This is a genomic window from Mycobacterium sp. 360MFTsu5.1 (assembly GCF_000383495.1).
GTDB lineage: Bacteria > Actinomycetota > Actinomycetes > Mycobacteriales > Mycobacteriaceae > Mycobacterium > Mycobacterium mucogenicum_B.
Window position 1 is genome coordinate 57,864 of sequence record NZ_KB911462.1, and the last position, 20,515, is coordinate 78,378.

Annotated in this window: 21 protein-coding genes; 13 read left to right on the forward strand and 8 right to left on the reverse strand. The window is 67.4% G+C overall.

The genetic code is table 11. From position 1 onward, the window contains the following. Positions 1-42: 42 nt before the first annotated feature. Genes H289_RS0100315 through H289_RS0100330 form a run of 4 tightly spaced genes read left to right on the forward strand, consistent with a single transcriptional unit; the run spans position 43 to position 3,305 of the window. Positions 43-795, forward strand: a complete 753-nt coding sequence (locus H289_RS0100315) for an SDR family oxidoreductase (protein ID WP_020098753.1) — start codon at positions 43-45, stop codon at positions 793-795. Next, positions 792-1,646 (forward strand): NAD(P)-dependent oxidoreductase, encoded by an 855-nt coding sequence (locus tag H289_RS0100320; RefSeq protein ID WP_020098754.1) that lies wholly within the window; start codon positions 792-794, stop codon positions 1,644-1,646. Before H289_RS0100315 ends, H289_RS0100320 begins: the two co-directional genes overlap by 4 nt. Continuing rightward, a complete protein-coding gene (locus tag H289_RS0100325; protein WP_020098755.1) occupies positions 1,646-2,089 on the forward strand; it encodes a carboxymuconolactone decarboxylase family protein in 444 nt (147 codons plus the stop codon). Before H289_RS0100320 ends, H289_RS0100325 begins: the two co-directional genes overlap by 1 nt. Next, a complete protein-coding gene (locus H289_RS0100330) occupies positions 2,079-3,305 on the forward strand; it encodes a hypothetical protein (protein WP_029104617.1) in 1,227 nt (408 codons plus the stop codon). The genes H289_RS0100325 and H289_RS0100330 overlap by 11 nt, the downstream gene beginning before the upstream one ends. A gap of 7 nt (positions 3,306-3,312) precedes the next feature. Here the strand turns inward: H289_RS0100330 and H289_RS0100335 are convergent, their stop codons facing one another. Continuing rightward, positions 3,313-3,804: an EspA/EspE family type VII secretion system effector gene (locus tag H289_RS0100335; RefSeq protein ID WP_020098757.1), complete on the reverse strand. Its 492-nt coding sequence runs from the start codon at positions 3,802-3,804 to the stop codon at positions 3,313-3,315. A gap of 72 nt (positions 3,805-3,876) precedes the next feature. Here H289_RS0100335 and purD point away from each other — a divergent pair, with 72 nt between their 5' ends. Next, positions 3,877-5,145, forward strand: coding sequence for a phosphoribosylamine--glycine ligase (gene purD, locus H289_RS0100340; protein WP_020098758.1), 1,269 nt, complete (start codon positions 3,877-3,879; stop codon positions 5,143-5,145). A 48-nt stretch (positions 5,146-5,193) separates the two neighbouring features. Here the strand turns inward: purD and H289_RS0100345 are convergent, their stop codons facing one another. After that, complete coding sequence (locus H289_RS0100345; RefSeq protein WP_020098759.1) at positions 5,194-6,090, reverse strand: alpha/beta hydrolase; 897 nt, start codon at positions 6,088-6,090, stop codon at positions 5,194-5,196. A gap of 96 nt (positions 6,091-6,186) precedes the next feature. On the opposite strand from H289_RS0100345, the gene H289_RS0100350 reads away from it, so the two are divergent. The 3 genes from H289_RS0100350 to H289_RS0100360 are packed head-to-tail and all read left to right on the forward strand — an operon-like array spanning position 6,187 to position 9,458. Beyond that, entirely contained in the window at positions 6,187-6,801 is a 615-nt protein-coding gene (locus H289_RS0100350) for a TetR/AcrR family transcriptional regulator (protein ID WP_020098760.1), read from the forward strand. Positions 6,802-6,825: 24 nt separating this feature from the next. Next, positions 6,826-8,244 carry an adenylosuccinate lyase gene (gene purB / locus H289_RS0100355; RefSeq protein ID WP_020098761.1) on the forward strand — a complete coding sequence of 473 codons (1,419 nt, stop codon included), beginning with the start codon at positions 6,826-6,828 and terminating at the stop codon, positions 8,242-8,244. Beyond that, a complete protein-coding gene (locus H289_RS0100360) occupies positions 8,241-9,458 on the forward strand; it encodes a cytochrome P450 (RefSeq protein ID WP_020098762.1) in 1,218 nt (405 codons plus the stop codon). Before purB ends, H289_RS0100360 begins: the two co-directional genes overlap by 4 nt. A gap of 45 nt (positions 9,459-9,503) precedes the next feature. Here H289_RS0100360 and H289_RS0100365 read toward each other — a convergent pair whose 3' ends face one another. Both H289_RS0100365 and H289_RS0100370 read right to left on the reverse strand, forming a co-directional pair. Further along, positions 9,504-10,361 (reverse strand): cyclopropane mycolic acid synthase family methyltransferase, encoded by an 858-nt coding sequence (locus H289_RS0100365; RefSeq protein ID WP_020098763.1) that lies wholly within the window; start codon positions 10,359-10,361, stop codon positions 9,504-9,506. Between the two features lie 88 nt (positions 10,362-10,449). Next, a complete protein-coding gene (locus H289_RS0100370; RefSeq protein WP_502685691.1) occupies positions 10,450-11,076 on the reverse strand; it encodes a fasciclin domain-containing protein in 627 nt (208 codons plus the stop codon). Positions 11,077-11,379: 303 nt separating this feature from the next. On the opposite strand from H289_RS0100370, the gene H289_RS0100375 reads away from it, so the two are divergent. Next, positions 11,380-12,558, forward strand: coding sequence for a geranylgeranyl reductase family protein (locus H289_RS0100375; RefSeq protein ID WP_029104619.1), 1,179 nt, complete (start codon positions 11,380-11,382; stop codon positions 12,556-12,558). Between the two features lie 78 nt (positions 12,559-12,636). On the opposite strand, the gene H289_RS0100380 is transcribed toward H289_RS0100375, so the two are convergent. From H289_RS0100380 to H289_RS0100395, 3 genes are all read right to left on the reverse strand, one after another. Further along, positions 12,637-13,521 carry a cyclopropane mycolic acid synthase family methyltransferase gene (locus tag H289_RS0100380; RefSeq protein WP_020098766.1) on the reverse strand — a complete coding sequence of 295 codons (885 nt, stop codon included), beginning with the start codon at positions 13,519-13,521 and terminating at the stop codon, positions 12,637-12,639. Positions 13,522-13,531: 10 nt separating this feature from the next. Further along, on the reverse strand, positions 13,532-14,395 hold the full coding sequence (locus tag H289_RS0100385; protein WP_020098767.1) for a cyclopropane mycolic acid synthase family methyltransferase: 864 nt from the start codon (positions 14,393-14,395) through the stop codon (positions 13,532-13,534). A 380-nt stretch (positions 14,396-14,775) separates the two neighbouring features. After that, positions 14,776-15,405 (reverse strand): hypothetical protein, encoded by a 630-nt coding sequence (locus H289_RS0100395; protein ID WP_029104620.1) that lies wholly within the window; start codon positions 15,403-15,405, stop codon positions 14,776-14,778. A 30-nt stretch (positions 15,406-15,435) separates the two neighbouring features. Between H289_RS0100395 and H289_RS0100400 the strand changes: the two genes are divergently transcribed. Together H289_RS0100400 and H289_RS0100405 are read left to right on the forward strand one after the other, a co-directional pair. After that, positions 15,436-16,335, forward strand: a complete 900-nt coding sequence (locus H289_RS0100400; protein WP_029104621.1) for a phosphoribosylaminoimidazolesuccinocarboxamide synthase — start codon at positions 15,436-15,438, stop codon at positions 16,333-16,335. Next, a complete protein-coding gene (locus H289_RS0100405) occupies positions 16,332-18,488 on the forward strand; it encodes a S9 family peptidase (protein WP_020098771.1) in 2,157 nt (718 codons plus the stop codon). The genes H289_RS0100400 and H289_RS0100405 overlap by 4 nt, the downstream gene beginning before the upstream one ends. Here the strand turns inward: H289_RS0100405 and H289_RS0100410 are convergent. After that, entirely contained in the window at positions 18,417-18,863 is a 447-nt protein-coding gene (locus tag H289_RS0100410; protein ID WP_029104622.1) for a DoxX family protein, read from the reverse strand. The genes H289_RS0100405 and H289_RS0100410 overlap by 72 nt on opposite strands. Before the next feature lie 79 nt (positions 18,864-18,942). Here H289_RS0100410 and H289_RS0100415 point away from each other — a divergent pair, with 79 nt between their 5' ends. Together H289_RS0100415 and H289_RS0100420 are read left to right on the forward strand one after the other, a co-directional pair. Further along, entirely contained in the window at positions 18,943-19,494 is a 552-nt protein-coding gene (locus H289_RS0100415; RefSeq protein WP_020098773.1) for a TetR/AcrR family transcriptional regulator, read from the forward strand. A gap of 311 nt (positions 19,495-19,805) precedes the next feature. Further along, positions 19,806-20,510, forward strand: coding sequence for a DUF2334 domain-containing protein (locus tag H289_RS0100420; RefSeq protein WP_020098774.1), 705 nt, complete (start codon positions 19,806-19,808; stop codon positions 20,508-20,510). Positions 20,511-20,515 lie beyond the last annotated feature (5 nt).

The following is a 20,515-nucleotide window of genomic DNA, read 5'->3' on the forward strand; positions in this document are numbered from 1 at the left end:
TCCCAAAACCATTGGCTCACACGAAGTAGACGAGAGGACATCATGAGCAGGTTCGAGAACAAGGTCGCGATCGTGACCGGCGCGGGCGGCGGCATCGGCCAGGTCTACGCCGAGGCGTTGGCCCGCGAGGGTGCCGCCGTCGTCATCGCCGATATCAACGTCGAAGGCGCCGAGAAGGTGGCCGCCGGCATCAAGGCCGACGGCGGCAAGGCGCTGGCCGTGCGGGTCGACGTGTCGGACATCGACTCCGCCAATGACATGGCCGCCCAGGCCGTCGCGGAGTTCGGCGGCATCGACTACCTGGTGAACAACGCCGCGATCTTCGGCGGCATGAAGCTCGACGGCCTGCTGACCGTCGACTGGGACTACTACCGCAAGTTCATGAGCGTCAACCTCGACGGGGCGCTGGTGTGTACCCGCGCGGTTTTCCCGCACATGGAGAAGCGCGGCGGCGGGGCCATCGTCAACCAGTCCTCGACTGCCGCATGGGTTTACGCCAACTTCTACGGTCTGGCCAAGGTCGGCGTCAACGGCCTGACGCAGCAGCTGTCCCGTGAGCTGGGGTGGCGCAACATCCGGATCAACGCGATCGCGCCGGGCCCCATCGACACCGAGGCCAACCGCAGCACCACGCCGCAGGCCATCGTCAAGCAGATCGTCCAGACCCTGCCGCTGGCGCGGATGGGCACGCCCGAGGATCTCGCCGGCATGTGCCTGTTCCTGCTGTCCGACGAGGCCAGCTGGATCACCGGGCAGATCTTCAACGTCGACGGCGGACAGATCATCCGGTCATGAGTTCGGATGTGAAACTGGGCTATATCGGCCTGGGCAACCAGGGCGCACCGATGGCCAAGCGACTGGCCGAATGGCCCGGCGGGCTGACCGTTTTCGACATGCGCGCCGAGGCCATGGCGCCGTTCGCCGAGCTCGGCGCCACCCTGGCCGACAGCATCGCCGAGGTCGCCAAGGCCGATGTAATCAGCGTGACGGTGCTCAACGACGAGCAGGTCCGTGACGTCGTGGCGCAGTTGGCCGAGCATGCCGAACCCGGTACCGTCATCGCGATCCACTCCACCATCGAACCCACCACCGCGGTCGAACTGGCCGAGCAGTTGCGGCCCAAGGGGATTCACATCGTCGACGCGCCGGTGAGCGGCGGCGCCCATGCGGCGAGCAAGGGTGAGCTGGCCGTGATGGTCGGCGCCGACGACGACGCCTACGACAAGGTCAAGCCCGCCTTCAAACAGTGGGCGTCGCTGGTGGTGCGGGCCGGCGAGCCGGGCGCGGGCACCAAGATGAAGCTGGCGCGGAATATGCTGACGTTCATCGGTTTTGCCGCGGCATGTGAGGCGCAGAAGCTGGCCGAGGCATCGGGCATCGATCTGCAGAAGCTGGGGCGCGTCGTCCGGCACAGTGACGCGCAGTCCGGTGGACCCGGCGCCATCATGGCGCGCGACGACACCAAGCCGCTGGCGCCCGACCACTTCCTCTACAACATGTTCGTCCACACCCGCGGGCTGGCGGAGAAGGATCTGTCGCTGGCACTCGGGCTGGGTTCGACTGTGGGAGTGGACCTTCCGCTTGCCGAGCTGGCGCTGGCCAACCTCGCCGAGGGCCTCGGCGTACCGCACCCGAAGGAGTCATGATGGACGAGCTGCGCGCCAAGGGCCTGGCGAAGATGAACGAGGTCTACGGCTGGGAGATGCCCAACATCGAGGGCGACCCGTACTTCGACCTCACCGTGGATCACCTGTTCGGCACCATCTGGAGCAAGCCCGGCCTGTCCATGCGGGAGAAGCGGCTGATGACGTTCACGTGCGTCACCGCCGTCGGCTCGCAGGACCTGGCCGAGATCCAGATCAACGCCGCCTTGCTCAACGAGGAATTCACCGAGGCCGAGCTCAAGGACATCGGCATCTTCCTGACCCAGTACCTCGGCTTCCCACTCGGTTCGGCGTTCAACGGCGCGGTGTCCAAGGTGGTTGCCAGACGGCGTAAGGCGGCCGAGAAAGGCGTGGCGGAGGATCGCAAGGCCAACGTCAACGCCGCGGTCAGGATGAACACCGGGAGCGAGCTCGATGACAAGTAGGTACGCGTCGCTGTCGCGAGCTGAGCTCGCGGCGCTGGTGCCGGAGCTGCTGCTCATCGGCCAGCTCATCGATCGCGCCGGAATGGCCTGGTGCATCGTCGAATTCGGTCGTGAGGAGATGCTGCAGGTCGCCATCGAGGAGTGGGCCGGGTCCAGCCCGCTCTACACCAAGCGCATGCAGAAGGCGCTGAAATACGAAGGCGTCGACGTCATCACGATCTTCAAGGGCCTGCAGCTCGATATCGGCGCGCCGCCGCAGTTCATGGACTTCCGGTACACCGTGCACGACCGCTGGCACGGCGAATTCCACCTCGACCACTGCGGTGCCCTCATGGACGTCGAGCCCATGGGTCCCGACTACGTGCGCGGCATGTGCCACGACATCGAGGACCCGACGTTCGATGCGACGGCCCTGGCCACCAACCGGCGCTGCCAGGTGCGGCCCATCCACCGGCCGCCGCGGGTCCCGGCGGACCGGACCCCGGCCTGCGCGTGGACCGTCATCATCGACGAGTCGTACCCCGAGGTCGGCTTCATCCCGCAGCTCGACATCATCGGCGCGACAGACGCTTACCGCTGCGAGCTCGACGACATCGATCCCGCGGACGAGGGCCAGGCCGACTACTCCGGTCCGCTGGTGAGCGACGTCGACTTCTCCGAGTTCTCGCACTCGGCGCTTGTGCGCATCGCCGACGAGGTGTGTCTGCAGATGCACCTGCTGGTGTTGTCCTTCGCGCTCGCCGTGCGGGCCCGCTGCAACGGCGACGTCGACAAGGAACGGTCCATCCGGACCAAGTCCCTCATCGGCATCTCCGGGGTCGCGGCCGAACGCATCCAGAAGGTGTTGGGGTTGCCGGCCGATGCCGCCGGTGCCCTGCGGGTACTGGAGCTGCATCCGCTCCTCAACCCGGCCGCCTATGTCTCCGTTGATGTTTCGGGCGACGAGGCGCACGTACACCCGTCGCCGGCGCACGAGGACGGCGCGTGGATCACCCTGGTGTCCCCGGAGTCCGATCTGCCGCTGCAGGCCGTCGCGACGGCCGTCAACCCACTGCTGCGGGCCGAGGTTTCGGGTGACGCCACCGACTGGAGCGTCCGGTTCATCGAAACCGACACCCCGGCAAAGGAACTCGGCGAGGTGTCGGTGTGCAAGGTCAGCAGTGGGGCGTCCTGGGTCTTCGAGGAACGCAAGTCCCTGCCGCTGACGGTGGTGTAGGGGTCGCTCAGAAGTCGTCGAACTCGCTGTCGAGGCTCTGGATTCGGCCGGCGACTCCCGACAGGTCGGTGTGGGAGCGCTGGATGATGTCGGCGACGTCGCCGCTGGCCTTGCCGATCGCCGACCACAGCGCGTGGTCGGCGGCAGCGGTCGGCGTCTTCTTCGATTCGTCGGCGAGGTCGGTCACCCACCGCTTGAGCGCGTCGAGTTCGCGCCGTCCGCCGTTGACCACGTCCGCGGACCGCTCGAGTTCGTCGCCCACACGCTTGTCGAGGTCGGCCAGCCGGCCGAGGGTCTGGGCGTGCTTGGCGTTGGCGTCGGCATAGCGGTCGGCCGCGCCGCCGGTCCAGTGCGAACCGGGACCCGCGGCCTTCACCTGATCCTGCAGCTCACGCAACTGCTCGCTCTTGTCGAACTCGGAGCGGTCGTGCGGAACGCCCTCGCCGAAGGTCGCGCGGGCCCGCTCCCACATCAGCAGGAAGGCATCCAGCGGCTCCACCGGTGCGGACCTCCTCGCGTGCGTCGGGCCTGCCCAGTTTAGGACGAGCCGACCAGCTACTAGGGTGTGGCTGTGCGCGTCCTCGTGATCGGCTCCGGTGCCCGTGAACATGCCCTGCTGCTCGCCCTGAGCCGCGACCCCCAGGTGGACTACCTGGCCGTCGCTCCCGGCAATGCCGGTACCTCCGCCGTCGCCGAGCAGCACGACGTCGACATCACCGCCGCCGACGAGGTCGTCGCGCTGGCCAAGAAGCTGACGGCCGACCTGGTCGTGATCGGGCCCGAGGTTCCGCTGGTGCTCGGTGTCGCCGACGCGCTGCGGGCAGCCGGCATCGCAACCTTCGGGCCGTCCAAGGACGCCGCCCGCATCGAAGGCTCCAAGGCGTTCGCCAAGGACGTCATGTCCGCCGCCGGCGTTCGCACCGCGACGAGCGAGATCGTCGACAACCCCGCCCACCTCGATGCCGCCCTGGACCGCTTCGGCCCGCCCGCCGGCCAGCAGGCCTGGGTCGTCAAGGACGACGGTCTGGCCGCCGGCAAGGGCGTCGTCGTCTCCGCCGACCGCGAGGCCGCCCGAGCCCACGCCGCCGAACTGCTCGAATCCGGCCACCCGGTGCTGCTCGAGTCGTTCCTCGACGGGCCCGAGGTGTCGCTGTTCTGCGTCGTCGACGGCGAGACCGTGGTGCCGCTGCTGCCCGCGCAGGACTTCAAGCGCGTCGGCGACAACGACAGCGGACCCAACACCGGCGGCATGGGCGCCTACACGCCGCTGCCATGGCTGCCCGCCGCAGTCGTCGACCAGATCGTCGACGAGGTCGTCAAACCCGTTGCCGCGGAACTGGTCCGGCGGGACAGCTCCTTCTCCGGGCTGCTGTACGCGGGTCTGGCCATCACGTCGAACGGCCCGGCCGTCGTCGAATTCAACTGCCGCTTCGGCGATCCCGAGACCCAGGCGGTCCTGGCGCTGCTGCAGACGCCGCTGGGCACGCTGCTGAACGCCGCCGCCACCGGAACCCTGGACGCGATCGGTCCGCTGCAGTGGCAGGACGGTTCGGCCGTGACGGTCGTCGTCGCCGCCGAGAACTACCCGGGACGCCCCCGCGTCGGCGACGTCATCACCGGGTCGGAGACCGCGGGCGTGCTGCACGCGGGCACCACCCGCCGCGACGACGGCAGCGTCGTCTCCTCCGGCGGCCGGGTGCTGTCGGTGGTCGGCACCGGTGCGGACCTGGCGGCCGCGCGCGCCGAGGCCTACCGGATCATCGAGTCGATCCGCTTGCCGGGCAGCCACTTCCGCACCGACATCGGCCTCGCCGCCGCCGAAGGCCGCATCTCCCTCTAGGGATTCGTGCACGATTTTCCGCGGTGCGCGCGGAAAATCGTGCACAAATCACTGGACGAGGAGCGGGGCCAGCCAGGAAATCTCGGCCGGCAGCTGCGCGCTCCAGAACGAGCCGTCGTGCCCGCCGGGGGAGAAGCCACCCGCCGCGCCGTTCGGCAGCTGCGCGATGAACTGTTTGGTCGCCGAGTAGAACGGGTCGCTGTCACCGCAGTCGATGCGGATCGGGATACCGGCCAGCCCGGGAAGACCCCACACCGAGTTGGCCGCGTAATCGGCCGCGCCGTCGAACGCGCCCGGGGCCGTCGCACCCGATGACGTCCACAACGCCGGGCTGACGGCACAGATCGCCGCGGTGCGGGCCGCACCCAGCCGGGCACCCAGCAGCAGCGCGCCGTAGCCGCCCATGGACCAGCCGAGAAAACCCACCCGCGAGGTGTCGAGGCCCTGCGAGGCCAGCATCGGGATCAGCTCATCGAGCACCATCGCGCCCGAATCCTCGCCGGACGCCCGCTTGTGCCAGTAGCCACCGCCCCCGTCGACGGCCACCACCGCGAACGGCGGCAGCCCCGCGGACACGGCCTGTGCCAGCCCCTGCTCGACACCGCCGGCCATCACTGTCGCGGCGTCGCTGCCTTTGCCGTGCAGCGCGATGACGGGCCGCAGCGGGGCGGTCTGGCCCGGCGGGCGGGCGATGGCCCAGTTGGTCGAGATGCCGCCGCGGGCCTGCGAGACGAAGGAACCGGTCACGTAGGTCGGCGCCGGATCCGCGACGGCCGGAGGCGGCGCCAGCGGCACCCCGACGCTCGTCATGGTCACCGGGTTCGCGGTGACCGTCGGGCGGCCCGACGTCGACCCCAGCGCGAACGCGCCGGCGGCCCCTGCGGCGGCGCCGGCTCCGAGACGGAGGACGGCGCGTCGGCTCAGCTCTGCCATGGCCGCCATCATGCCATCGGCCGCAGCCCGTCATTCCTGAGTAATGCCTAATGGATTACGTGAAATCGTGATCGCCGCGTGACCATTCCTGGCAGCATTTACAGCGTGATGACAGCAGTCACCCCGAAGGGGGAACGGCGACGGTATGCGCTGGTCAGCGCGGCCGCCGAGCTGCTGTGCGAGGGCGGCTTCGACGCCGTCCGGCACCGCGCCGTGGCGCAGCGGGCCGGGCTGCCGCTGGCCTCCACGACGTACTACTTCTCGTCCCTCGACGACCTCATCGAAAAGGCGGTCGAGCACGTCGGAGAATCGGAATCCCAGCAGCTGCGCATGCGCGTCTCGGCGTTGTCGCGGCGTCGCCGCGGCGCGGACGCGACGGCGGATCTGCTGGTCGACCTGCTGGTCGGTGACGGTAACCGGGCGTCCGACCAGTTGATCTCCCGCTACGAGCGGTACATCGCCTGCGCCCGTCAGCCCGGACTGCGCGACGTGCAGCGGCGCATTCTCAAGCAGCGGTCCGAGGCCGTTGTCGAGGTCGTGGAGCGGTCCGGGCGCTCGGTGCGCGCCGAACTGCTGACGGCCCTGGTCTGCGCGGTGGACGGGGCGGTAGTGGCGTCGATGGTGAGCGACGGCGACGGTCCGCGCGCGACGGCCCGGGCGACCCTCGTGGACGTCATCGACGTCCTGGCCCCCTTCGACCAGGAACGCCGGGTCGCCCTGTAAGCGGGCTTAGTAGGCTGTAGTTCCGTGAGCATCCCCAACGTGCTGGCCAATCGTTACGCCAGCGACGAGATGGTGGCCATCTGGTCCCCGGAGAACAAGATCGTCGCCGAACGCCGGCTGTGGCTGGCCGTGCTGCGCGCGCAGTCCGAACTGGGCGTGACCGTGCCGTCCGGCGTCGTCGAGGACTACGAGCGGGTGCTGGAACAGGTCGACCTGGGTTCGATCGCCGCGCGGGAGCGTGTCACCCGGCACGACGTCAAGGCGCGCATCGAGGAGTTCAACGCGCTGGCCGGCCACGAGCACGTCCACAAGGGCATGACGAGCCGCGACCTCACCGAGAACGTCGAGCAGCTGCAGATCCGGCAGTCGCTGGAGCTGGTGTTCTCGCACGGCGTCGCGGTGGTGGCGCGGCTCGCCGAGCGCGCCGCGCTGTACCGCGACCTGGTGATGGCCGGCCGTTCGCACAACGTGGCGGCGCAGGCCACCACCCTGGGCAAGCGGTTCGCCTCGGCCGCCGAGGAGACGCTGATCGCGCTGACCCGGCTGCGGGAACTGATCGACCGGTACCCGCTGCGCGGCATCAAGGGCCCGATGGGCACGTCGCAGGACATGTTGGACCTGTTCGACGGTGACGCCTCGCGGCTGGCGGACCTGGAGCGCCGGGTGGCCGAATTCCTGGGATTCACCGAGGTTTTCACGTCCGTCGGCCAGGTGTACCCGCGGTCGCTGGACCACGACGTGCTGTCCGCGCTGGTGCAGCTGGGCGCCGGTCCGTCGTCGTTCGCGCACACCATCCGGCTGATGGCCGGCCACGAACTGGCCACCGAGGGCTTCGCACCCGGGCAGGTCGGCTCGTCGGCCATGCCGCACAAGATGAACACCCGCTCGTGCGAGCGCGTCAACGGCCTGCAGGTCGTGCTGCGCGGCTACGGCTCGATGGCCGCGGAACTGGCTGGCGCGCAATGGAATGAGGGTGACGTCTTCTGCTCGGTGGTGCGCCGCGTCGCGCTGCCCGACGCGTTCTTCGCGATCGACGGACAGACCGAGACGTTCCTGACGGTGCTCGACGAGTTCGGCGCCTACCCCGCGGTGATCCAGCGCGAGCTGGACCGCTACCTGCCGTTCCTGGCGACGACCCGCATCCTCATCGCCGCGGTGCGCGCCGGCGTCGGCCGCGAGACCGCGCACGAGGTCATCAAGGAGCACGCCGTCGCGGTCGCGCTCGCGATGCGCGAAAAGGGTTTGGAGCCCGACCTTCTGGACCGGCTGGCCGCCGATCCGCGGCTGCCGCTGGACCGCGTCGAGCTCGACGCGGCACTGGCCGACAAGCAGGCGTTCAGCGGCGCGGCCGGTGACCAGGTCGACGCCGTCGTCGCCGCGGTGGACCGCCTGGTGGCGCAGTACCCGGAGGCGGCCAAGTACACCTCGGGCGCCATCCTGTGACCTTGGCGGGAAGCTTGGCCGGGGTTGACCTGACCGACCTCGACAACTTCGCGTCGGGCTTCCCACACGAGCTGTTCGCGCGGCACCGCGCGGAAGCTCCGGTGTACTGGCACGAGCCGACCGAGAACACCCCTGACGGCGAGGGCTTCTGGTCGGTGGCCACTCACGCGGAAACCCTTGCGGTGCTGCGTGATCCGGTGACCTACTCGTCGGTGACGGGCGGTACGCGGCCGTTTGGCGGGACCCTGATCCAGGACCTGTCGATCGCCGGCCAGGTGCTGAACATGATGGACGATCCGCGGCACGCGGAGATCCGGCGGCTGGTGTCGTCGGGGCTGACACCGCGGATGATCGCGCGGGTCGAGGATGACCTGCGTGCCCGCAGCCGGGCGCTGCTGGATGCGGTGTCGCCGGGGGTTCCGTTCGACTTCCTGGTCGACATCGCGGCCGAGCTGCCCATGCAGATGATCTGCATCCTGATGGGTATCCCGGAGTCGCAACGGCATTGGCTGTTCGAGGCCATCGAGCCGAGTTTCGATTTCGGCGGTTCCCGCAAGGCCGCCATCACCCGGTTGTCCGTGGAGGAAGCCGGCTCCCGGATGTACAACTTCGGCATGGAGCTGATCGCATCCAAGCGGGCCGAGCCCACCGACGACATGCTGTCGGTGGTGGCCAACGCCGAAGGCGTGTCAGACCTCGAGGTGTACCTGTTCTTCAACCTGCTGTTCAGCGCGGGCGCCGAGACCACCCGAAACTCGGTGGCCGGCGGGCTGCTGGCGTTGTGCGAGAACCCCTCTCAGCTGGCGCGGCTGCGCGCCGACCTGTCGCTGCTGCCGTCCGCGATCGAGGAGATGGTGCGCTGGACCTCGCCGTCGCCGTCGAAGCGGCGCACCGCCACGCGGGCGGTGTCGCTGGGCGGTTGCGATATCGAGGCAGGGCAGAAGGTGGTCGTCTGGGAAGGTTCGGCCAACCGCGACGAACTCGTGTTCGCCGACCCGATGACGTTCGATGTGGCGCGCAAACCCAACCCGCACTTGGGATTCGGGCAGGGGCTGCACTACTGCCTGGGCGCCAACCTGGCTCGTCTGGAGCTGCGGGTGCTGTTCGAGGAGCTGCTCACCCGGTTCCCGGACATCCAGGTGGTCGAGCCGCCCGAATGGACCCGCAGCAACCGGCACACAGGGCTCCGGCACCTCTGGGTGTCCCTGTCGTGATGTGTGCACGAAAATCCGCGGGTGGCGCGGAAAGTCGTGCACAGATCACGACTTTTCGAGGGTGAACTGATTGACGTCGACCTGGCGCAGCCGGAACAACTTCGCGCACCCGGTCAGGTATTTCATGTACCGGTCGTAGACCTCGACCGATTGCACTGCGATGGCTTCGTCGCGGTGTGATTCGAGGGCTTCGGCCCAGAGGTCGAGAGTTCGCGCGTAGTGCGGCTGCAGTGACTGGACTCTCGTCACCTTGAATCCGGCCGCCGCGGCGTGCTGACGGACCATCGGGCCGGACGGCAGCCGGCCGCCCGGGAAAATCTCGGTCATGATGAACTTGACGAACCGCAGCAGGTCAATCGTGACGGGCAGGTTCGTGTAACGCGGATCGGTGGTGCAGATGGTGTGCAGCAGCATGACGCCGTCGGGTGGGAGGGCGTCGTAGGCCATCTGGAAGAACGCCGGATAGCGTTCGTGACCGAAATGCTCGAACGCGCCGATGGAAACGATCCGGTCGACCGTTCCGTCGTATTGTTCCCAGCCGCCGAGGAGGACGCGACGGGAGCGGGTGGTGTCCATGTCGTCGAAGAGCCGCTCGACGTGGGTGGCCTGGTTCTTGGACAAGGTGAGGCCGATGACGTTCACGTCGTACTTCTCGATGGCGCGGCGCATGGTGGCGCCCCAGCCGCAGCCGATGTCGAGCAACGTCATTCCTGGTCTGAGGCCGAGTTTTCCGAGGGCGAGGGCGATCTTGGCGGTCTGGGCCTGTTCGAGCGTCATGTCGTCGCGCTCGAAGTATGCGCAGCTGTAGGTCTGGCTGGGGTCCAGGAACAGTCTGAAGAAGTCGTCGGATAGGTCGTAGTGGGCTTGAACATCCGCGAAATGCGGTTGAAGTTTATGCGCCATGATGTTCCTTCCTGGCGGTTGGACTGGATTCAGTGCTTCATGAAAAGCATTGAATTGCAACGGATATTGATGTGACGGTGTGATCCCGTCACATCGGCGGCATCAGGACCGAGTCGATCATGTACACCGTGGCATTCGCGGTCTTGACTCCGCCGCACACCAGCGCGGCGTCATTGACTTTCAGACCTGCGCCGTCGCCGGTGACGCTCACCGGCGAGCTCTCGAGGGTGGTGTGGGTGCCGGCCACCGCCGCAGGCGAGAGTTGGCCTTGTACAACGTGATACGTGAGGATTTTGGTGAGTGTGGCGGAGTCCGTCTTGAGTGAATCCAGGGTCGCTGCCGGCAACTTCTTGAAGGCATCATCGGTGGGCGCGAAAACGGTGTATTGGCCATCGTTCAGCGTCGCGACCAGGTTGACGTTCGGGTTCAGCTTGCCCGACAGCGCCGCCGTCAGCGTGGTCAGCATCGGATTGTCGGAGGCGGCCGTCGCGACCGGGTGCAACCCCATCCCGGCGACCGAGCCCGGCCCGGTGGGGACCTGCTGTGCGTAGGCCTCGCAACCAGTGCCCACGAGTGCCATGCCGGGCGGGGCCGATGTCGCTGCCGAGGCAGCACTTGGCATAGAAGCCATGTTCGTACTCGGCGCAGCTGAGGATGCCGACTTGGTGCCGGCGTCCGAACACGCTGACAAGCCGATGACGGCGACAATCGACATGCCGGCGGCCGCGATGTGTGGAAAGCGAGGGTGTTGCATTCGGGTCTCCTTAGTGCGGACGACTGCCGCCGTGGTTTGTTCTTTGTTTACTGGTTCGGAGCCCCCGCGCTTTTGGATGGGTCTGCGGGCAGATTGAATCAGGATTGTCCGCCAACGTGATTCGACTGAAAGGGTGGAGAGGCCAGGTTCGGGTAACCGAAGGCACCGAATTCGCTGCCGCACCCATCCGGGCCGCCCCTGGCTCCGAATCCCTCCTGCGACCCGCAGCGTGATGGCTCGGGCGCTGGACGAGAGTGAGACCACATGACGCAGCGATTTGACGTGGCGATCGTGGGCGGCGGACCGGCCGGTGCCGCCGCGGCGTGGCAGGCGGCGCAGGCCGGGGCCCGTGTGCTGGTACTCGACAAGGCTGAGTTCCCCCGCGACAAGCCGTGTGGCGACGGCCTGACGCCCCGGGCCGTCAGCTACATCCAGAAGATGGGACTTGCCGAGCAGGTTGCGAAGTTCCACCGTGTCAATCGAGCCACCGTCTACAGTCCGAGCCGTTGGGACCTGGCATTTCCGGACCGCCCGGGGATGCCTGATCACGGTCACGTGGCGCGTCGACTGGATCTGGACTTGATGCTGCTCGACCGGGCCGAGTTCTGCGGGGCGCAGGTGCGCCGCGGCGCAGAGGTGGCCGGGCCCATCATCGATTTCGGTGGGCGGGTCGCCGGAGTGATCCTCAAGACCGGGGAACGGGTCGCTGCCGATGCCGTAATCGCCGCTGACGGCGCCCATTCGCCGATCAAGCGGGCACTGGAACTCAAGTCGCGCTACAACGGCTACGCGGCGATCGCGATTCGCGCAGAAATGTCGGCGGAACGCCCGGATGTCGATTCTCTTGACGTACACCTGCAGCTCAGATTCGAGGGCGATCAGCTGCCGGGCTATGGCTGGGTGTTCCCGCTCGGAGGCGGCCGGGTCAACGTCGGCCTGGGTTACGTCAACAGCTACAAGAAGTGGCGACAGATCAATGCAACGCGGCTGCTGGGCGAGTTCCTCGCCGGGCTGCCTGCCGAGTGGAATCTACCGGCGATCGATGAATTGATGAAAGCCAAAGCCGTGCAAGCATGGCGGCTCCCAATGGGTTTCACCGCCTGGCCCCCGTGGCGGCCGGGCGTCCTTTTCGCCGGCGACGCCTTGGGCGCGGCGCGCCCCGCCTCAGGTGCGGGAATCTCGAAGGCCCTGCAGTCCGGTCTGGCAGCCGGTGAGTGCGCTGTCGCGGCGCTGACCAATGGCGGCCCAGGCGATTTCACCAACTACGCCCAGCGGGTAGAGGAGGCGTGGGGTACGGAATACCGCCGCGGCCGGTGGTTCCACAAGTTGGTCGGTGTACCGGCGATCGCGGCCGCCGGCGTGCACACACTCGACGTCGTCAGCAATCCGTCCGTGCGCGCGAGACTGCTGTTCTGGGAGCAATGGTCCAACGCTCAGAGCTAGCGGGTGATACGCAGTGGCCCAGTGTATTTGGCGTGTGACAGCGTGCGACCGGCCCGGACGGGCCGATCGCACGCATACCTAGGCCGCCGGCTTGTGATAGCCGGCCAGGGTGACGTCGAGCAGACCTTCGGTGAAGTAGCGTTCGCACCCACGCAGATATCTCATGAAGCGCTGGTAGACCTCCTCGGATTGGATTTCCACCGCCTTCTCGTGGTTGGCCTCGAGCGCGTCGCCCCAGATCTTGAGCGTCCGGATGTAGTGCGGCCGTAGGGATATGGCCTCGGGGACGACGAAACCGGCTTGTTCACCGTGGGTGATCATCATCTCCGTCGTCGGAATCCGGCCGCCGGGGAAGATTTCGGTGACGATGAACTTGATGAACCGCGCCGTCTCGAAAGTGACCTTCTTGCCGTCCGCGTGCAGCTCGTACGGGTGGTAGCCGACGCTGCTCTGAATCGTCATCCGGCCGTCGGCGGGAAGAATGCCGAAACATTTCTTGAAGAAATCCGGATAGCGTTCGAAACCGAAATGTTCGAAGGCCTCGATGGACACGATCCGGTCGACGGGCTCGTCGAACTCCTCCCAGCCGTGGAGCAGCACCCGGCGGGTCCGGTCGGTGTCGATACCGTCCAGGAGTTGTTGCGTGAACGCCCTCTGGTTCTTCGACAAGGTGAGTCCGACAACGTTGACGTCGTACTTCTCGACGGCCCGCTTGAGAGTGGCGCCCCAGCCACACCCGATGTCCAACAACGTCATTCCGGGTTTCAGGTCGAGCTTGTCGAGGTTGAGATCGATCTTCGCGAGCTGCGCGTCCTCGAGGGTCAGGGTCGGGGGTTCGAAGTAGGCGCAGCTGTAGGTACGCGACGGGTCTTGGAAGAGGGCGAAAAAATCGTCTGACAGGTCGTAGTGGGCTTGTACTTCTTCGAAATGGGGTCGCAGTTCGTTTTGGGAACCAGATGCCATGAATCGGGGCCTACTTCTCCAGGGTGAATTGATTGATGTCGACCTGGCGCAGCTTGAAACCCTTTGCGCAGCCGGTCAGGTACTTCATGTAGCGGTCGTAGACCTCGACGGACTGGATCGCTACAGCCTCATCGCGGTGTGCTTCCAGCGCTTCGGCCCACAGGTCGAGGGTTTTCGCGTAGTGCGGCTGCAGCGACTGGACCCGGGTCACCCGGAATCCGGCCGCGGTCGCTTGCTGCTCCACCATCGCTGCCGACGGCAGTCGACCGCCCGGGAAGATCTCGGTGGTGATGAATTTGATGAATCGGGCCAGCTCGAACGTCAGAGGTATTCCGAGTTCCTGGGCCTGCCGCGGGTCGAAGCCACAGATGGTGTGCAGCAGCATGACGCCGTCGGGCGGGAGCGCGTCGTAGGCCATCCGGAAGAACGCCGGATAGCGGTCGTGGCCGAAATGCTCGAAGGCGCCGATCGATACGATGCGGTCCACCGGTTCGTCGTACTGCTCCCAGCCTTCCAGCAGGACTTTCCGTGAGCGCGTGGTGTCCAGGCCGCCGAGCAGCTGATCGACATGTGCGGCTTGGTTTTTCGAGAGTGTCAGCCCGACGACGTCGACGTCGTACTTCTCGATCGCGCGCCGCATGGTCGCGCCCCAGCCGCAGCCGATGTCGAGCAATGTCATACCGGGCTCGAGGCCCAGCTTGCCCAACGCCAGGTCGATCTTCGCCAACTGGGCCTGCTCCAGCGTCATGTCGTCGCGCTCGAAATAGGCACAGCTGTACGTCTGGCTCGGATCCAGAAACAGTCTGAAGAAATCATCTGACAGGTCGTAATGCGCCTGGACGTCCGCAAAATGCGGCTTGAGTTTTTCTGCCATGGCTTCCTCTCCAGGCCGACGGCCTGAGAATGCTGATCGCGGGCACACACCTGATCAGCCGGCGACATCGACGGCCCGCAGGGAGGTGCGGTTGCCCTGTACACGTGTGTGGCGCCCGCACGGTTCACGAGCACGACAACAGGTATTCGTTGCCAGGTTTCAGTTGGATGGGTGGGACGCCGAAATTGATGAGTTGGCCCAGTTGCTGGAGCGACATCGGCGCAGCGTTCGACAGCGCAGGAATTCGCGGTCTGGCGGCGCCCGCGCTGCTGGAGCGATCAGCCAGAGAAGCCCTGAAATATATTGCCGACGGCTTACCAGTGAAGCAACGACTCAGGCGCAATGCAAGAGCAAACGCCCACGAACGGTCGGTGCGTCCGTCAGGACGACGTGGGGCGGGCCGGGCGCAGGCCGGCCGACCGCAACTCCAGTGCCGCCAGCTTCCGGATCGCGATGGTGTCGTGGGTACGCCAGGCGGTCACCGGGTCGTCGGAAACCTCGGTCAGCTTTGCCAGCGGCCGGTTGGCCAGCGCCCGTAACGCCAGCAGCTGTTCGCCGGCATCGGTCGACGCCAGCGTCACCGCCGTCCACTTACGGCGGAAGAACCTGATCCGCAGCACCAGCCACGGCATTGCGACGGCGAGGATCGGCGGCAGCGCCACCGCCAGCGCGAGCACCCAGGCCAGCCAACTGGCCGTGCTGTTCAGGCTGTCGCCGGCGCCCGCGATGTCGACCGCGGCGCTGCCGGCCGACCGCAGCGGACCGCCGAACGCCTTCCCGATCAGGGGAATGCCGTCGGCGTTGTGGCCGGCGGAGGCCAGGCTGTCGGCGACGCCGTCGGCACCGTCGTGTACTTGGCGCCCGACATCGGCGATGGTGGCGATCGCGCTGTGCACCGCGACGCCGACCGAGATCCAGATCGCGAACCACACCAGCGCGACGACGTCGCTGGTCAGCTGGGCGAGCAACCGGCCCGGCGTCCGGGCATAGGGCACGTAGCGCGAACTCATGCCACCCATCCCAACAGATAGGGTGGTCCGATGCGCCCAGCTTTGTCCGACTACCGGCATCTGACCAGCGGCAAGGTTCGCGACCTGTACCGCATCGACGACGACCACCTGCTGTTCGTCGCGTCGGACCGGATCTCGGCTTTCGACTACGTGCTCGACAGCGAGATCCCGGACAAGGGCCGCGTGCTCACCGCCATGAGCGTCTTCTTCTTCGATTACCTGGCCGAGCAGCTGGGCACCGCCAACCACCTCGCCGGCCCGGCCGACGACGCGCGCATCCCGGCCGAGGTGCTGGGCCGCGCCCTGGTGGTGCGCAGCCTGGAAATGATGCCGGTCGAGTGCGTGGCGCGCGGATACCTGACCGGTTCGGGGCTCATCGACTACCGCAAGACGGGCCAGGTGTGCGGCATCGCGCTGCCGGCGGGGCTGACGGAGGCCAGCCGGTTCGGTGAGCCGCTGTTCACGCCGGCGACCAAGGCCGAGATCGGCGCGCACGACGAGAACATCGCGTTCGACGCCGTCGTGAAGCTGGTCGGGGCCGAGCGGGCCGAGCAGCTGCGCGACGAGACCCTGAAGGTCTACAGCGCCGCCGCCGCGCACGCGCTGACCAAGGGAATCATCCTGGCGGACACCAAGTTCGAGTTCGGGGTCGACGCCGACGGCGGGCTGGTGCTGGCCGACGAGGTGCTGACGCCGGACTCGTCGCGGTACTGGCCGGTGGACGGCTACACCGAGGGTGTGGTGCAGCCAAGCTTCGACAAGCAGTTCGTCCGGAACTGGCTGACCGGCCCGGACTCCGGCTGGGACCGCGCCGGCGACACCCCGCCCCCGGCGCTGCCCGACGACATCGTCGAGGCCACCCGGGCGCGCTACATCGAAGCGTACGAACGGATTTCGGGCCGCCGGTTCGCTGATTGGATCGGCGCATGAGCGAGGCTCCCGTCGCGAAGAAGGTCGATCACCGTCGCGAACACCACGGTGACGTGTTCATCGACCCGTACGAGTGGATGCGGGACAAGAACGATCCCGAGGTGATCGCGCTCCTGAATGCGGAGAACGCCTACACCGAGGAGATCACCGCACCGCTGGAACCGTTGCGGCAGAAGATCTTCGACGAGATCAAGGCCCGCACCAAGGAGACCGACCTGTCGGTGCCGACCCGGCGCGGCGACTGGTGGTACTACGCCCGCAGCTTCGAGGGCAAGCAGTACAGCGTGCACTGCCGGTGCCCCATCAGCGATCCCGACGACTGGACCCCGCCGCAGCTCGACGAGCACACCGAGGTCCCCGGCGAGCAGGTGCTGCTGGACGAGAACGTCGAGGCCGAGGGCCATGACTTCTTCTCGCTCGGCGCGGCCACCGTCAGCGTCGACGCCAACATCCTGGCGTACTCCGTCGATACCGTCGGCGACGAGCGATACACGTTGAAATTCAAGGACTTACGTACAGGCGAGCTGTACGACGACCGCATCACCGGCATCGGTGCCGGCGGCACCTGGGCGGCCGACAACCGGACGCTCTACTACGTCACGGTCGACGATGCCTGGCGGCCGGACACCGTCTGGCGGCACCGACTGGGCTCCGGGCTGCCCGGCGAGAAGGTGCACCACGAATCCGACGAGCGGTTCTGGGTGGGCGTCGGCCGCACCCGCAGTGACAAGTACATCTTCATCGCCGCCGGCAGTGCCGTCACGTCCGAGATGCGCTACGCCGATGCCCGCGATTCCAAAGCCGAATTCAAAGTGGTGTTGCCGCGCAAGGACTCCGTCGAATACTCGGTCGAGCACGCGGTGGTCGGCGGCGAGGATCGCTTCCTCATCCTGCACAACGACGGCGCCGAGAACTTCGCGCTGGTGGACGTGCCGGTGTCCGATGCCCCGCTGACCAGCCTGGACGGTGCCCGCACGCTCATCGCGCACCGCGACGACGTGCGACTGGACGGTGTCGACGCGTTCGCCGACCAGCTGGTGGTCAGCTATCGGCGCGAGGCATTGCCGCGGATTCAGCTGTGGCCCTTCGACTCCGACGGCAACTACGGCGAGACCCAGGAGATCGCCTTCGAGTCGGAGCTGATGTCGGTCGGCCTGTCGGGCAACCCGAACTGGTCGTCGCCGCGGCTGCGGATCGGTGCGACGTCGTTCGTCATCCCGGTGCGGATCTATGACCTGGACCTGGCCACCGGTGAACGAATCCTGTTGCGCGAGCAGCCTGTTCTCGGGGACTACCGACCCGAGGACTACCTCGAGCGCCGGGATTGGGCGGTGGCCGCCGACGGCACGAAGGTGCCGCTGTCGATCATCCAGCGGGTGGGCGCGCCGACCCCGGCGCCGGCGCTGCTGTACGGCTACGGCGCCTACGAGTCCTGCGAGGACCCGCGTTTCTCGATCGCCCGACTGTCCCTGCTCGACCGCGGCCTGGTGTTCGTCATCGCGCATGTGCGTGGCGGCGGCGAGCTGGGCCGCGGCTGGTACGAGCACGGCAAGCTGCTGGAGAAGAAGAACACCTTCACCGACTTCATCAGTGCCGCAGAGCATCTGGTCGCCACCGGCGTCACCCGGCCGGAGAACCTCGTGGCCCTCGGCGGCAGTGCCGGTGGACTGCTGATGGGTGCCGTGGCCAACATGGCGCCCCAGCTGTTCGCCGGCATCCTGGCGCAGGTGCCCTTCGTCGACGCCCTGACCACCATCCTCGATCCGTCGCTGCCGCTCACCGTCACCGAGTGGGACGAGTGGGGTAATCCGTTGGCGGACAAGGACGTCTACGACTACATGAAGTCCTACACGCCGTACGAGAACGTGACGGCCCAGGACTACCCGGCGATCCTGGCGATGACGTCGCTCAACGACACCCGCGTGTACTACGTCGAGCCCGCGAAATGGGTTGCCGCGCTGCGTAGTACCAAGACCGACAACCATCCCGTCCTGCTCAAGACCGAGATGGCAGCCGGCCACGGCGGCACCAGTGGGCGCTACGAACGCTGGAAGGAAGCCGCGTTCCAGTACGCCTGGGTGCTAGCCACCGCGGACCGCGACAAATATGGCAGCGGCCAGGTAGACGACCTCCTGGACGGAGCGCACGCCTAGGTTCGACGCCATCGATGGTGGGGTGTCGGGCATCTGCGCGGCGTAGATGTTGGCCGGGAACATGGCCAGCATCAACAGGAACAGGCAGATGGCGGCCGCGACGCGCGTGGGCGGAAACAGCAGCCCGATGGCGCCGAGCAGTTCGAGCACGCCGGTGACGGCCACCAGCCGTTCCGGTGACGGCAGCTGTGGGGGAACAATCGCGGTCATGTCGCGCCGCATGCCCGGCGTGAAGTGCGCGACGCCTGTCATGAAGAACATCAGGGCCAGGCCGACCGCGATGGCGCTCGGCCAGCTGTTGACGTAGCCGACTCCGAGCCACCCCGCGACGCGGGCGCCGAGGCTGCCCAGAACGAGAACGAGAAGAACGGCCACGGTGCGCCCCTCCATGATCTAGTCGATGTCTAGATTGAGGATAGCGTTGAACTTGGCGCTGTCAAGATAGGATGCGGCCATGGCCAAGGGCAGCTACCACCATGGCGATCTGAAGGCCGTCATCCTGGAGCAGGCGGCCGCACTCGTCGCCGAGCGCGGCGCCGATGGCATCTCGTTGCGCGAGCTGGCCCGCGTCGCCGGGGTGTCGCATGCGGCGCCCGCGCACCACTTCTCCGATCGGCGGGGGTTGTTCACCGCGCTGGCGACCGAGGGCTTCACGCAGCTGGCCGCTGCCCTCACCGAGGCGGAGCCCGAATTCGCGCACGCGGCAAGGGCTTACGTGCAGTTCGCCCTCGACCACCCCGGCCACTACGCCGTCATGTTCGACAAGATGCTCTACGACGCGGACGACCCGGCCCTGCGCGCCGCCGAAGCCGAGGCGGCCGCCGAACTCACGGCCGGCGTCGCAACCCTGGCTGATCCCAACGCCCAGAACGACCCCGACGGCTCGGCCCTGGCCGCGTGGTCGCTGGTCCACGGCTTCGCGTTGCTGACCCTCAACGGCGCGGTCACCGACGCCGACCCTGTCGACACCGCCGAACGCCTCGCCCGCATCCTCTTCTCCGGCTAGCCCCACCTCCCGCACCCACTTCCTGCGAGCGGCCGTGTTTGTACGGGAACACGCCGCAATCTGCGTGCAGAAAGGTCGCGCTCACAACTGCTGAGCGGCCGTGTTTGTCCGGCAACACGCCGCAATCTGCGTGCAGGAAGGTGTCGCGGGTGGCTGCTGAGTGGCCGCGTTTTGTACACGTAGGTCGGCGTGTCGCCGGACAAACACGGCCGCTCGCGCTGAAGGGCAGCAGGGAGAGAAAAGGGGCAGTGTTCAGGCGGCACCAATGTCACGGCAACCGACGGGACACCTGACGTTGTCACACTGCTTACATGGCTGGCCAATTGATCGTCTCGATCTCGGGGATCCGGGACCGCACGCTGGGCGACGTCGCCGACATCTGTGCCGAACTCGACACCCGGCAGATTCCCGCGTCGCTGCTCGTTGCCCCGCGGCTCAAGGGCGGCTACCGGCTGGAGCGCGACATCCCCACGGTCGAGTGGTTGACCAAACGCCGCGCGGCGGGCGCCGCCGTCGTCCTGCACGGGTTCGACGAAGCCGCCAGCAAGAAGCGCCGCGGCGAGTTCGCGGCCCTGCCCGCGCACGAGGCCAACCTGCGGCTGATGGGCGCCGACCGGGTGCTCGAGCACCTCGGCCTGCGCACCCGACTGTTCGCCGCGCCCGGCTGGACGGCATCGCAGGGCACCGTCACCGCGTTGCCGCGCAACGGCTTCCGGCTGCTCGCCGGCGACACCGGCATCACCGACCTGGTGCGCTCGACGACCTTGCGGTCGCGGGTCTTCGGCATCGGCGAGGGCTTCCTCACCGAACCCTGGTGGTGTCGCACCCTGGTTCTTGCCGCCGAGCGCACGGCCCGGCGCGGCGGCACCGTCCGGCTTGCGGTGGCCGCCTCCCAGCTGCGGCGGACCGGGCCGCGGCAGGCCATGCTCGACGCCATCGACCTGTCGCTCATGCACGGTTGCGCGCCCGCGGCCTACGAGTGGACACCCGACCCGGCACTAACCGACGCGGCCTGAAGGTT